Annotated in this window: 9 protein-coding genes; 6 read left to right on the top strand and 3 right to left on the bottom strand. The window is 43.4% G+C overall.

The genetic code is table 11. The annotated features are described in order from the left end of the window. Nucleotides 1–20: 20 nt before the first annotated feature. A complete protein-coding gene (gene uvrA / locus CDH51_RS13205) occupies nt 21–2855 on the bottom strand; it encodes an excinuclease ABC subunit UvrA (protein ID WP_100628995.1) in 2835 nt (944 codons plus the stop codon). Between the two features lie 416 nt (nt 2856–3271). Here uvrA and CDH51_RS13200 point away from each other — a divergent pair, with 416 nt between their 5' ends. The 6 genes from CDH51_RS13200 to CDH51_RS13175 all read left to right on the top strand — a co-directional run bounded on the left by CDH51_RS13200 (nt 3272) and on the right by CDH51_RS13175 (nt 11713). Continuing rightward, nucleotides 3272–3853 carry a YceI family protein gene (locus CDH51_RS13200; protein ID WP_100628994.1) on the top strand — a complete coding sequence of 194 codons (582 nt, stop codon included), beginning with the start codon at nt 3272–3274 and terminating at the stop codon, nt 3851–3853. A 19-nt stretch (nt 3854–3872) separates the two neighbouring features. Then, nucleotides 3873–5147, top strand: coding sequence for a hypothetical protein (locus tag CDH51_RS13195; RefSeq protein ID WP_100628993.1), 1275 nt, complete (start codon nt 3873–3875; stop codon nt 5145–5147). Nucleotides 5148–5222: 75 nt separating this feature from the next. After that, on the top strand, nt 5223–5813 hold the full coding sequence (locus CDH51_RS13190; RefSeq protein WP_157807115.1) for a hypothetical protein: 591 nt from the start codon (nt 5223–5225) through the stop codon (nt 5811–5813). 203 nt (nt 5814–6016) lie between these two features. Beyond that, on the top strand, nt 6017–7150 hold the full coding sequence (locus CDH51_RS13185) for an efflux RND transporter periplasmic adaptor subunit (RefSeq protein WP_100628991.1): 1134 nt from the start codon (nt 6017–6019) through the stop codon (nt 7148–7150). Between the two features lie 4 nt (nt 7151–7154). Then, entirely contained in the window at nt 7155–10313 is a 3159-nt protein-coding gene (locus CDH51_RS13180; protein WP_100629442.1) for an efflux RND transporter permease subunit, read from the top strand. Next, nucleotides 10310–11713: an efflux transporter outer membrane subunit gene (locus CDH51_RS13175; RefSeq protein ID WP_100628990.1), complete on the top strand. Its 1404-nt coding sequence runs from the start codon at nt 10310–10312 to the stop codon at nt 11711–11713. Before CDH51_RS13180 ends, CDH51_RS13175 begins: the two co-directional genes overlap by 4 nt. Here the strand turns inward: CDH51_RS13175 and CDH51_RS13170 are convergent, their stop codons facing one another. Both CDH51_RS13170 and CDH51_RS13165 read right to left on the bottom strand, forming a co-directional pair. After that, the gene (locus CDH51_RS13170) at nt 11714–12100 is read right to left on the bottom strand and encodes a VOC family protein (RefSeq protein WP_100628989.1); all 387 of its coding nucleotides are present in this window, start codon (nt 12098–12100) and stop codon (nt 11714–11716) included. Nucleotides 12101–12113: 13 nt separating this feature from the next. After that, nucleotides 12114–13898: a M14 family metallopeptidase gene (locus CDH51_RS13165; RefSeq protein ID WP_100628988.1), complete on the bottom strand. Its 1785-nt coding sequence runs from the start codon at nt 13896–13898 to the stop codon at nt 12114–12116. Nucleotides 13899–13921: the final 23 nt, after the last annotated feature.

Below are 13921 nucleotides of genomic sequence, written 5' to 3'. Positions count from 1 at the left end.
GAATCAACTGATTGTCTCCCTTATGAGAGATTTAACTCCTCCTTCAAGAATTTCCCTGTGTAGCTTTCAGGATGAGCAGCTACTTTTTCGGGGGTTCCTTCTACTAAAATACGACCTCCCTGATCTCCACCTTCAGGTCCTAAATCCACGATGTAGTCCGCAACCTTGATCACATCCAGATTGTGCTCAATAATGAGCACGGTGTTGCCCTTCTCTACCAACTTTTGAAGAACCTCCATCAACATTTCTATGTCCTGAAAGTGCAAGCCCGTTGTGGGTTCGTCCAGGATGTAAAAGGTCTTCCCAGTATCTTTTTTGGAAAGCTCCGTGGCTAATTTTACTCGCTGTGCCTCTCCGCCGGACAAAGTAGTCGCATGTTGTCCTAAAGTAATGTAACCCAAGCCTACATCTTTTAGGGTTCTGATTTTCCTGAGGATTTTTGGTTGATTCTCAAAAAACTCCACCGCCTGCTCTACCGTCATGTCCAAAACATCGGCAATAGATTTGCCTTTGAAGCGTACTTCCAAAGTCTCTCGGTTGTAGCGTTTTCCTTTGCAGGTCTCACATGGGATATGCACGTCCGGCAAGAAGTCCATCTCGATCAATTTCATTCCTGCTCCTTCGCAGTCTTCACATCGCCCCCCTTTGACATTGAAAGAAAAACGACCGGGTTTGTAGCCTCTGATTTTCGCCTCAGGAAGCTCTGTAAAAAGCGTTCTGATGTCTGAGAAAACTCCCGTATATGTGGCCGGATTTGACCGAGGAGTACGTCCGATCGGCGATTGATCCACCTCGATTACTTTATCCAAATGCTCTAGTCCCGAAATTTTCTTATACGGCATCGGCTCTTTTTTGGAACTGTAAAATTCCTGCCGGAGAATTGGGTACAGTGTCTCGTGGATCAATGTACTTTTCCCACTTCCAGACACTCCAGTAATCAAGGTCAAAGTCCCCAATGGAATATTCAAATCAATATTTTTGAGGTTGTTTCCCGAGGCACCGGTCAATTTTAGGGATTCGCCTTTTCCTTTTCTCCTTTGCTCTGGAATGGGCAGGCCCAGCTTTCCTTTGAGATAGTCAGCAGTCACTCCCCCTTGATTTAGGATTTCATCCGGATTTCCAGCTGCCACCACATGCCCTCCATGTCTTCCCGCACCTGGACCCATGTCCAATACGAAATCTGATGCAAGCATCATATCTTTATCATGCTCTACTACAAGCACTGAATTTCCCAAGTCACGTAGACTTTGAAGGGCCTGAATGAGCTTGACATTATCCCGCTGATGAAGACCAATACTCGGTTCGTCAAGAATATACAATACTCCAACCAACTGTGTCCCAATCTGCGTCGCCAATCGAATTCGTTGCGCTTCTCCTCCTGAGAGGGTCTTCAATGGCCGATTCAGGGTAAGATAATCTAGACCTACATCTAGCAGGAAACCTATTCGCTTTCTAATTTCTTTGAGCACCTCGGTACCAATGACCTGTTGCTTTTCAGTCATTCGGCTTTCTACATCCGAAAACCATTCCCCCAAATCGCGAATATTCAGCATTGCTAACTGTCCGATATGAGTATTATCAATTTTGAAGTGCAGCGACTCCTTTTTGAGTCTGTAGCCCTCACAATCTGGACAAGTTCTTGTCACCGTAAATTCAGAAACCCAATCTTGGATTTTCTCTGAACTGCCTTCCTGATGTTTCTGAAGAAAATTTACAATTCCCTCGAAGCTAGTATGCCATTTTGTACCCGGATACTTTACTGAGTCCACTGCCACTTCTATCTGACTGCCGTAGAGCAGTACCTCAATGACTTTCTCAGGAAGCTTGGCAATAGGTGTACTGATACTGCATTTATAATGCTTCAGGATAGCATCGATCTTTTTGAAAATCCAGATATCCCGGTACTCTCCAAGCGGAGCAATCCCTCCTCTGGTAATACTCAGATTTGGGTCGGGAATAATGCTTTCGCGGGTAATCTCCTCTGTAATTCCCAGACCATTACAAGTGGGGCAAGCACCATAGGGACTATTGAATGAGAAAAGATTGGGAGCTGGTTCGTCATAGGAAAGCCCAGTCTCAGGATCCATCAGATATTTAGAAAAATGGTGGATATTTCCTTCTTCATCCCGCAGCATCATCACTCCCTTTCCGTGCTGAAGGGCCGATTTAATTGACTGGGTAATACGAAATCGGTCCGATTCCTCTGCTACTATCCGGTCAATGACTATCTCAATGTCGTGAATCTTATAACGATCCACCTGCATTTTGGGCACCACTTCCATCACGACTCCATCGACTCGTATTTTCGAAAAGCCCATTTTCCGGATTTGTTCAAAAAGCTCCCGGTAATGCCCTTTCCTACCTTTCACTACCGGTGCAAGGAGGTACAGTTTTTTTCCTGAAAAATTTGAAAACAACTGCTCAATGATCTGATCCTCCGTCTGCCGGACCATTTTATTCCCAGTCAGATAGGAGAAGGCCTCTCCGGCACGCGCGAAAAGCAATCGCATGAAATCATAGATCTCTGTCGTAGTTCCAACCGTCGAGCGAGGATTCTTAGAGGTTGTCTTTTGCTCAATGGCAATCACTGGTGAAAGCCCATTGATCTTATCCACGTCAGGCCGCTCCATTCCGCCCAAAAATGATCGGGCATAGGCAGAGAAACTTTCCAGATACCTTCTTTGCCCCTCAGAATAAATGGTATCAAAAGCAAGCGAACTCTTTCCACTACCACTCAGACCTGTGACTACGACCAGTTTATTCCGCGGGATTTTTATATCCAGATTTTTCAAATTGTGCTCTCGAGCACCAAAAATCTCTATAAATTCCTCTTGAGAGGCAGTGGTTTGGCTCATAAATATGAATTGGCGATTAAAGCGCGAAGGTAATAAATAATTATGCCAATGGGGATTGACCTTAACTTAATGAGAACAAGGTGAAATATGGATTGGTTTAGATTTTTTTAATGAGCCTGGTCAGTTCTTTTAAGCTCAGAATTAAGACTAAGAAATATAGTAGAGTCCAAAATTGATTTTTACACAATAACTGATTTTCAATTTTTATTTCTGTATAATCAAATATATTAGAATAAAATACTTATATCAGCTGAGTACTATCTATTTTTCAAAACATAATTACGAAAAAGAACATGACCAATCACCCGGTCGCTTTGTGACAAAAGTCACTTTTATAGGAAACTCTTGTCACGAGTTGGGAATGGTTGCCCCACTACTTTTGAATCATCCAATACGGAAACAAACCCTTTAATCTTATGAAGAAGATCAACACAAAAATCGCTTTAATGCTGACCCTGCTAGCAAGCTCGCTTGCCTCAGTAGTTCACGCTCAGCAAACCTTCAGTATCAGCGATGTCAAGGAGATGAAAGTCTCAGGTACTTCGACCCTACACGATTGGGACATGGTCGCAGAAACAGGAGTAGAAGGCCAAGCAATTATCAATTTGGCTGATAAAAAAATCGAAAGCATCCAATCCCTTTCCTTGAGTTTGAACTCAAAGGCCCTAAAAAGCGGAAAGTCCTCTATGGACAAAAATGCATATGAAGCTATAAAGGCGGATGACTTCCCAAGAATCACTTTTGAACTTACAAAAGTGGAAGAGATGACTCCATCAACGATCAAGGCGAAGGGGAAACTCAATATCGCTGGAAACAGCAGAGACCTAACTATGACTGTCAATTATTCAGTGCAGGGTAGTAGTATTCTCTTCTCCGGAAAGCAAGACATCACATTTGAACAATTTTCTCTTGAGCCTCCTACGGCGGTTTTCGGGACAATAAAAACAGGTAACGAACTCACCTTGAGTTTCCAAGCTATTTATTCAACAAAAAATTAACCCTTTAAATCTTTAAACTATGAAAAAGCTATCCTATTGGCTTTGCGCCGGGATATTTCCCATCGCTACCCTCGTCTCTACCGAAGCTTTGGCTCAAAAAAATGAAACAGAGCTGCAATATTTCCGGCAAAATGATAAGCGCGGATTGAATGTATTTGAAACCCCCAAGGAAGCTGGCGGTACCTTTGAAAAAGTCAAAGTTTTTGTAGGCGGTGATTTTGCACTACAATTCCAGTCTATCAACCATTCCAACTCCTTAAATAACCTAGTGGACCTAGGCTCTAATGTCAACCTCCCTACAGCAAACCTTAACATCAATACGCAACTTGCTGATGGTGTGCGTTTGCACCTTCGTACTTACCTGTCTTCCAAGCACCATAATGAAGCATGGGTGAAGGGTGGCCATATGCAAATTGATAAATTAGACTTTATCAAGCCTGGCTTCCTCGAAGGGCTTATGAGTGTAGCCACCATTACAGTCGGTTTGGATGAATTCAACTACGGCGATGCCCATTTTAGAAGATCTGATAATGCCCGGGTAATTTTCAACCCATTCATCGGTAATTATATCATGGATGCCTTCTCAACAGAGGCCTTTGGAGAGGTAACTCTACAGAAAAATGGCTTTATCGGTGTAATTGGTGTTTCCAATGGAAAATTGAATCAGAGTGTAGTCCTAAATGATAATTCAGACAATAAAATATCATTTTACGGAAAAGTCGGATTTGACAAGCAGTTCAATGATGACGTAAGATTTCGATTGACAGGTTCTTGGTACCTCAATAATGGAACCACCACCGGAACGTGGCTATATGGAGGCGATCGCGCGGGTTCTCGTTACTACAATATCATGCAAACCATAGAAGGCAATCCAAATGATTTTGAAGGAAGATTTAATCCACGTTTCAAGCAAATGTCAGCGATACAGTTCAACCCATTCTTAAAAGTCAAAGGATTTGAGTTCTTCGGTATCTATGAGATCGTGAGCAATTCAGAAGAGCAAGGCAACGGACAGTTTACCCAGCTTGCAGGTGAAGCACTTTATCGCTTTGGAACTACTGAACAATTCTACATTGGCGCTCGATTGAACTCCGTAAATGGCAATGCTACCGAAGGCGCAGTCGACACCAAAATCACTCGTACCAATATCGGCGGAGGCTGGTTTATGACTAACAATGTCCTCGTGAAACTAGAGTACGTCAATCAACAATACAAGTCTGGTTTTGCTGCTGACAACAAGTTTAACGGTGGAGAATTCAAAGGGATAAATTTAGAAGCAGCTATTAGCTTCTAATTATCTCAAGACTAGATTTTCAAAATTTAAAGGCTGGCACTTCTCGGAGTGTCAGCCTTTCAAACCTCCAAAGAAATGAAAACGCTACTACTGATTTTAGTGAGCTTTTTATTTTCAATATCAAGCATTCCGAAAGAAAAAAAAGTCAATCAATGGCTTGTCTCTTCTCAAAGTACAGTCAGCATTGAAGGAAAGACCAATATCAATTCATTCGAGTGCCAATCAATGAATTATCATGGAAATGATATTCTTGAAGAAGAAATAATTCCCGGAGAACAGACTGCAATATGGTCAGGTGAACTCACACTTAAGTCCCAAAACTTTGACTGTTTCAATCGAATGATGACCAAGGACTTTCACAAAACCGTCAAGGCAGAAAAACACCCTGAAATCCAAGTTAGGTTTTTGGACTTGAAAAGAGAAAATCTGAACACAGGGAAAGAAAAACTAAGCGGGAATGTAGAAATCACACTTGCCGGAACCTGTCGTAGATTCCCTATATCCTGTCAGCTTTCCACCAAAGAAAATGGCAAAACTTTCCTTCTGGGAGCTCAGGAAGTCACTTTCTCTGACTTTCAGCTTGACCCACCAATCAAATTCCTCGGTACAGTCAAAGTTGAAAACTCAATCAACGTGAAGTTTGGATTGGTGTTGGAAAAAATCTGAGCGATATCTTTTCATCCATCCATACGGTCTTCCAATTAGAAACTCATTTACAAGGGGAAAGGCTGAATTTTCAATTGAAATCATTTTTCATCAAATACACAGAGAAGGCCCCTCATTTTTAATAAATCCGAAAAAAAAATTTCTTTTTTAATTTTGTCAGGTTTTTTTTACTAATTTTTAATTCTTTAAAATAACCTAGTAGAATGAAGTATTTTCTCAAGTTAATTTTTGGATTTGCGCTTTTCACATCCTGTGGAGAAAAATCTGAAATACCGACTGCTGCACCCAGCCCCGAAATAAAGGTTGTCAAAATCAACTCTCAAAAAGTCCAAATCGAGAAGGATTTTGTAGCACAGGTCTATGGCAAACAGGATGTTCCCATCCGAACTCGCACAGAGGGGTATCTAGAGGGGATTCATTTCAGTGAAGGTAAACTCGTCAAAAAAGGCGAACTTCTCTACACCATAGATCCTGACCAACTTCAGGAAGCGGTGAATGCCGCAAATAGCCAATTGGCAGAAGCTCAAGTGGCCCTTACCCAAGCAGAGAATGATTTGGCACGATATGAACCGCTCGCCGAGATCAATGCCATTTCTCAAAAAGATCTGGATGCTGCCATAGCAAAAAGAGATGCTGCAGAAGCTGCGGTGAATGCTGCTAAGGCCAATCTAAATTTCCAAAACATCCAATTGGGATATTCCAAAATCAAGTCTCCCATCGATGGACTGATAGGCAAAACCAACGCCAAGGTGGGGGAATTTGTAGGAAGAAGTCCCAACCCAGTCATCTTAAACACAGTATCCTTGATCGACTCTATTCGAGTAGAATTTTTCCTTGCCGAAAACGACTACTTAGCACTTTTCCGAGAATATCAGGAAGCCAGAAATCAACCAAGAGTGCAGCTCCCTTTGCAATTGGTGCTTTCGGATGGGATTATATTTGATCAGGTCGGCTATGTTGACTTCATCAACCGGGAAATCGATACCTCTACGGGCACTATCCTGATTCAAGCCTCTTTCCCCAATCCAGACCGATTGATTAGACCTGGCCAATTCGCTAGGGTCAGGGCTATCATCGAAGAAGTTGAAAACGGAGTAATCGTTCCTCAGCGCACAGTTAGCGAGTTTCAAGGAAGATTTTTTGTTTTCAAAGTAGATAATGAAAATGTAGTCTCACGTGATGAGGTGGTCATTACGGGAAAATACAGAGATTATTTTTTGATCGAATCGGGGGTGCAGGATGGAGATAGAATTGTACTTGAAGGATTACAGCAAGTAAGAAACGGTATGACGATCGTTCCCGAGGAAGTGGAATTCATCTCTCAATTCAATGACTGATTCCATGAGTAAGATAGAAGAGCAAAATCACATCTTTTTCGTCCGAAGACCCATTGTCGCCATAGTCATTGCCCTATTTATGGTCATCATAGGAGGGATTTCGATTTTGGGGCTAGCTATTGAGCAGTACCCAGCCATTACCCCTCCTGTAGTCAGAGTGAGTACAGCCTTCACAGGCGCAAACGCAATCAGTGTGGAGCAATCGGTAGCCTCTCCTTTAGAACAAGAGATGAATGGGGTGGAAAACATGCTCTACATGAAATCCACCAATGCAAATGATGGGTCTCTTGCTTTGGATGTGACTTTCGATTTGGGAACTGATCCAGATATGAACACGGTCTTCACCCAGACCAGAGCAGCAGCCGCTACACCCAAACTCCCGGAAGAAGTCAAACGTATCGGGGTCAAAACCCAAAAGTCAATGCCAAACATTTTGATGTTGATTGCATTGACTTCTCCAGACGGAACTTATGACCAGGCATTTTTAGGAAATTATGGTTTGATCAATGTTCAAGATAAGCTAGCCCGTATACGAGGAGTAGGACGGGTTCAGGTCTTGGGCTCTAGTGACTATTCAATGCGAATCTGGGTCAAACCGGATCGGCTTGCAAGATTAGGAATCACCGTTCCGGAGATCATGAATGCAATACGGCAGCAAAGTGTTGTAGCCCCGGGAGGAAAATTTGGAGCAGAACCAGCACCGGAGGGAACAGAGTTTACCTATACCGTCAGATTACCTGATCGATTGGTTTCGGAGGAGCAGTTTGGGAATGTCGTCATTCGATCCGAAGATGACGGAAGCCAAGTCAAAATCAAAGATATTGCACGAGTAGAATTGGGAGTGGAGTCCTACAATGCCTTCACCCGATTGAATGGAAAAGAGAGTGCAATCGTAGCAGTTTATCAGTCTCCTGGTTCCAATGCAGTAGAACTTGCCGAACAAATTATCGGCACTATGGATGAGTTGAAACTCAACTTTCCAGAAGGAATTGACTATCAAATTTCCCTTGATTCCACTGCACCGATCACCGCCGGTATCGCAGAAATCATCGAAACTTTAGTCATTGCGCTTGTTTTGGTTATTCTGGTGGTTTTCCTTTTCATCCAAGATTGGAGAGCAACGCTGATTCCGACATTAGCGATTCCAGTTTCTTTGGTTGCAGCCTTTATGGTTTTTCCGCTATTGGGTTTTTCCATCAATACGCTTTCTCTCCTAGGATTAGTATTAGCGATTGGTATAGTCGTCGATGATGCGATTGTGGTCGTGGAAGCAGTGCAGGTAAATATGCAGAAAGGAATGAATCCAAAAGATGCTACCACTGCTGCTATGAAGGAGGTAAGTGCTCCGGTAATAGCGACCACATTGGTGATGGTAGCTGTATTCGTACCGGTGGCAGCCATGGCAGGTATTACAGGTAAACTTTACCAACAATTCGCCATTACCATTGCCATTTCGGTTATTTTCTCATCCATCAATGCCTTGAGTCTGAGCCCAGCGCTCTGTGCCCTTTTACTGAAAAATTCTCCTGGACCCAAGAAAGGGTTTTTCGGGAAATTCAATCGCTGGTTTGATACCAACACTGATCGGTACACTGGAGTGGCGAAGTTTTTTGCAGGAAAACTCAAACGAGGTGCGGTATATGTCATCATTACCTTGGTAGCTGCAGGTATTTTTGCCAAGATGGTTCCCGGAGGTTTCCTACCTGAGGAAGACCAGGGATATTTATTCGTAAACGTGCAGCTCCCTAATGCATCCTCCATGCAGCGAACAGATGAGGTCATGCGGAAGGTGGAAGAAATCGTCATGGCCCAAGAAGAAACAGAGTTTGCTACAGGTCTTTCGGGTTTTAGCCTACTAGCTGGTAGCTATATCCCAAATACGGGATTTATGTTTGTGACCTTGAAAAACTGGGATGATCGTGAAGCTACTGCCGCTGATATGATGGCCCGCCTGAACAGAATTTTTGCTACTGAGATCAAATCCGGACAAGTTGTTTGCTTCGGACCTCCGGCAATTCCTGGACTGGGTAATGGATCTGGTTTTAGTATCATGATTCAAGACAAGGAAGGAAAAGATCCGGCTTATTTGGCCCAGCACACCTATGCATTTATCGAGGCTGCCCAAAAACGGCCCGAAATCGCATCAGCCTTCACTACCTATCAAGCAACAGTTCCACAGCGATTTATAGAAATTGATGAAGAAAAAGTTCTCAAAGCAGGACTTCAGCTCGCGGACGTGTACAATACTTTCGCCGCTTATCTAGGAGGAGCTTATGTCAATGATTTCAATCGCTTCGGAAGACTTTACAAGGCATACATTCAGGCGGAACCAGAATATCGCCAAGGGGAAGAAGGTCTTGAATTCTTCTACATCAAAAACGCCAAGGGTCAATCGGTCCCGATTTCAAGCTTTGTGACAGTTAAACCTATTTCAGGACCTGATTACACCAATCGATTTAATTTGTATCGTTCTGCAGAGGTCACGGGCGGGCCTGCCCCCGGGTTTTCCTCCACACAAGCACTTGATGCTTTGGAGGAAGTGGCCGAAGAAGTTTTGCCTGATGATATGACTTACAGTTGGAATGCCATGAGCTACCAAGAGCGCGCAGCCTCGGGACAAGCAGGAATTGTCTTTGCTTTCTCGCTTTTCTTTGTTTTTTTGATTTTGGCAGCTCAATACGAGTCTTGGTCTATGCCATTTGCGATTTTGCTGGGGACGCCTTTTGCATTATTTGGAGCATTCCTATTTCTCTATCTGGCGAGACTATTCGATGAGCTTTATTTGAATAATATTTTCGCACAAATATCCCTAGTCATGTTGATCGCCATGGCTGCGAAAAATGCCATTCTGATAGTAGAATTTGCCAAAATCAAATTCGATGAGGGTCTAAGCCTATTCGAGGCAGCAGTTGAAGCGGCTCGACTTCGATTCAGACCAATTTTGATGACCGTATTTTCATTTATTCTTGGAGTCTTGCCATTGATCCTGGCTAGTGGATCTGGAGCTGTTGCCAGAAAAGTGATGGGAATGGCCTTATTAGGAGGTATCGGAGTTGCTACCTTCTTGGGCTTATTTTTATATCCAATGCTTTTTGTCTTGGTAGGAAAATTAGCCCGCTATGAAGAAAAACGTGATTTGGCACTAAAATCAACTGAGAAATGAATCGGATTTTAGGATTGATAGTAATAGTTGGCATTTTCTGGTCTTGTAAATCAGGACAGAACTACCAAGGAGTCGAAGTATTGACCTATGAAACATATCGAACGGATGAGCTAGACCGGAATTTAGATTCGATGCAAGTAAATGTGGATACACTTCAAATAGATTCCGCGGTAAACTTGCAATGGTTTGAGGTTTTTCCGGATGAGGTTTTACAGGATTTGATCCAGAAAGCTCTGGACAATAATCAGGATTTGGAAATTGCGGCTGAAAACATTCAGCAAGCCCAGGCATCTCTCGTGATTCAGCGATCCCAAATGCTACCATCCATCGGCTATTCTGGTGCTGCGCAAAGAGGAAATTTCGCAGGATTTGCTCTAGGTTCAACTCAAAATGTTTTCAGCGGATTTGGTTCGGTAAACTGGGAAATAGATTTCTGGGGAAAATATCGCCGGTTAAATGAAGCAGCCAAAGCCAACATTTTGGCATCCGAGGAAGGTTATCGGGCTGTCAAGCTAAGCCTGATCAATACCGTAGCAACGACCTATTTCCAACTCTTAGAGTACAAATTGCGACTTGAAATATCCGAGCAGACGCTGAACCTGCGCGATAGCATGCTCAACATCATCGAGGAGCGATTTGACAAAGGAATCATCGCAGAAATAGATTTAAACCAAGCACAAATTCAGGAGGCCATTGCAGCAGGAAGTATTCCGATTTGGGAGCGATTGATCGTTTCTTCTGAAAACCTTCTCAGCCGATTAGTTGGTGAGCTTCCTGAATCCAAGACCATCGGTATTGAGCTTTTGGATCAACCTGAGGATATCCCTTTTCCGGAAGTTCTCCCTGGTGAGCTACTTGTCCGAAGGCCTGACATATTGATTGCGGAGCAAGACTTAATTGCATCCAATGCACTGATTGGAGCTGCCAAAGCTAACCGACTACCAAATATTTCTCTATCAGGGCTGCTAGGAGTAGCAGGTTCTCAGTTTTCTTCTTTGGGAAGTAGTGGAGCTTCTTGGAATATGGGCGCTAGTATTCTCGGGCCATTATTCAATTGGGGAGCTTTACAAAGGCAAGTAGACATAGAAGAAAGTCGGACAAGGCAGGCAATTCTAAACTATGAGCGAACCGTCCTCAGCGCCTATGAAGAGGTTGAAAATATTCTGTATTCCATAGAATCCCTCAAAAAAGAACTGATCGCTCGACAAGCTCATGTGGATGCAGCTGTAAAAGCTCAGTTTCTTTCCCAAGAGCGATATAATCAGGGTGTAACATCCTATTTGGAGTACTTGGAGTCACAGCGACAGGCATTTGACGCACAGTTGAATTGGGCTGGAACAAAGCAGCAATTGCTTACCGCCTATTCAAATTTATATGCGGCACTGGGAGGAGGCTGGTAATCAAGCGGTGAGCTCCACCCAATTACCTTCAGGGTCTTCAATGACGCTTTCGTAATAGCCATCACCGGTCCACCGAGGTTCACCTATGATCTTGACCCCGGTGGATCGTAGCCTTTTCGTCAGTTGATCTACCGCATTCTCTGATCCTAGAGAAATCGCAAAATGAGCAAGTCCCAGTCGCTTTCCTCTTAAAAGATTACCTGCTTGAATATCATCCTGCTGCATAAGCTCCAGTCTTGCTCCTCCTTCACCTGAAAGGAAATAGGATGAAAAACCTCGTTTGGAGTTATGATAGCGTTCACCTGCTTTGAAGTCAAACTGCTGGCAATAAAAACGCTTCATAGCCTCCAGATCTTTCACCCAAATAGCCAAGTGTTCGATTTTCATATTCTGAGCTCAATTACCATTCTCTACCCACCGGAATGACCTTCCAGTTTTGATCGAAATAGGGTGTCTTTTCATAAAACCAACGATACACCCTTCTTGGGTTCTGAGCAAACTCAGGTTCTGATTCCTTTTTAGCCTCAAACTCTTTTTTCAAATCAGGATCCTCTTCAAGCATTTGAGCGATCATTGGCTCCATGATGTAAGTTTCCATATATTCGGTTTGTGAAAAAATCGAATTGAAGTATCCCCACTGGAAAAAGCTGTCCACGGACTCAGGCTCTAAAAGAATTACGATCAACTCACCTAAATCCTGATCCGTTTTCACTCGAACCGAGCCTGGAAGGAGAGTTTGGGTTCGATAGATTTTTTCAGAATCAAAATCCTGCACTCGCATCAAGCCTTCATAGGGCTGAGCAACCATTTTGAAATCTGTCACCTTGGAGTATTCCAATTTCAGCTCTTTTGACTCGGTCAGGATTTCCATTTCAATACCGTGAATCTGTAGCTTTTCGATTACTTCTCCCCATTCGGAAGAAATCCAATAAGCCTTCGGAATAGGTACAGTTTGTACCGGTACATCCATCAAAAGCGAGGGCACCTGCTGACTGATGGCCTTTCCTTCCCAAACGACATATTCCCCGCCCGTGATTTCTGACTTCTCTTTTCTTGAAGCTACTCCTTTGAAATCCATGGTATCTGCCGGGGCATCTCGGAATTTGAATTTAACCGCCAAGGACTCTTTGGCCTGATTTTGATCTTTTTCGATTGCCTGCTGAACTGCCTCGAAATGTGAAGCCATTGTTTTGATGGCTTGTTCCATAAATACATAAGTACCTAAGACACGCTGCCGGAAGGGCTTGAGCGAATGGTTTTCTATCAAAATGGATGGCAAATGTCTGGCATCCCCATAGGTATGGGAAAAGCGTGGACTAAAGGAAAAAGCAACGTTTCCTGCTGAGAAATCTCTCCCGTTTGCTGCAAAAAGCAAAGGACCAGGAATATGTCCCCAATCTTCAAGTGCTTGATCGACTTCGGGCTGAAAGGTATCTGACAAAAACTCACTGACTGCCGGAGAGTAGCCACCGGTTTTGACATAGCCGTAGGTAATATCGTATTGGTAATCGGCCCCGTCTGTCACGTGCACATCTACATACAGATCAGGCTGATACTCATTGATGACTTCTACGACTGCCCGAACTCCTGCTGTTTCGATTTTTGAAAAATCCCGGTTCAAATTCAAGTTTTGAGCATTGGTCCGCCATCCCATCTCTGCAGGCCCTCGTTGATTGACACGGCCATAGGGACTACGGCGCTCATGACCATCGACATTCAAGATTGGGATGAAAAGAATATCCGCCATTTCGAGTAAGTCTACCTTATTTCCATGAATGATATCCCGCAGCAGCATCATACCTGCATCTTTTCCATCGATTTCCCCGGCATGAATACCTCCATGAAAAAATATCAAAGGCTTTTCGCTAGCCTTGAGACTAGCTGCATCAAAAGTTTGAGATGCCGAGGCAAGAAGCATCCATATATCTCGCCCTTGCTCACTTTTTCCCAGACTTTTCAATTGAAGTAAGGGACTGGAATCGGCCAGTTTTTTGATCCACTGATAGGTTTCTTCATACGTTGGTGACTCCGTCAGATTACTGAGTTCACCAGGAGTGATCCATGGGTTGGATTTTTCGACAAGAAGAGTTTCAGATTTTCCGTTCCAAGGAATCAACGGAGGCATTACCTCCTGAGCTATGGAAACTATGGGAAATAGAAATACTAGGAGCAGGATCTTTTTCATAAAACGTTCAGCTTTGAGAGGCA

The sequence above is a fragment of the Algoriphagus formosus genome (assembly GCF_002807035.1).
GTDB classification, from domain to species: domain Bacteria; phylum Bacteroidota; class Bacteroidia; order Cytophagales; family Cyclobacteriaceae; genus Algoriphagus; species Algoriphagus formosus.
The sequence above is the reverse complement of the archived record's forward strand: the minus strand, read 5'-3'. Positions and strand labels throughout refer to the sequence as shown.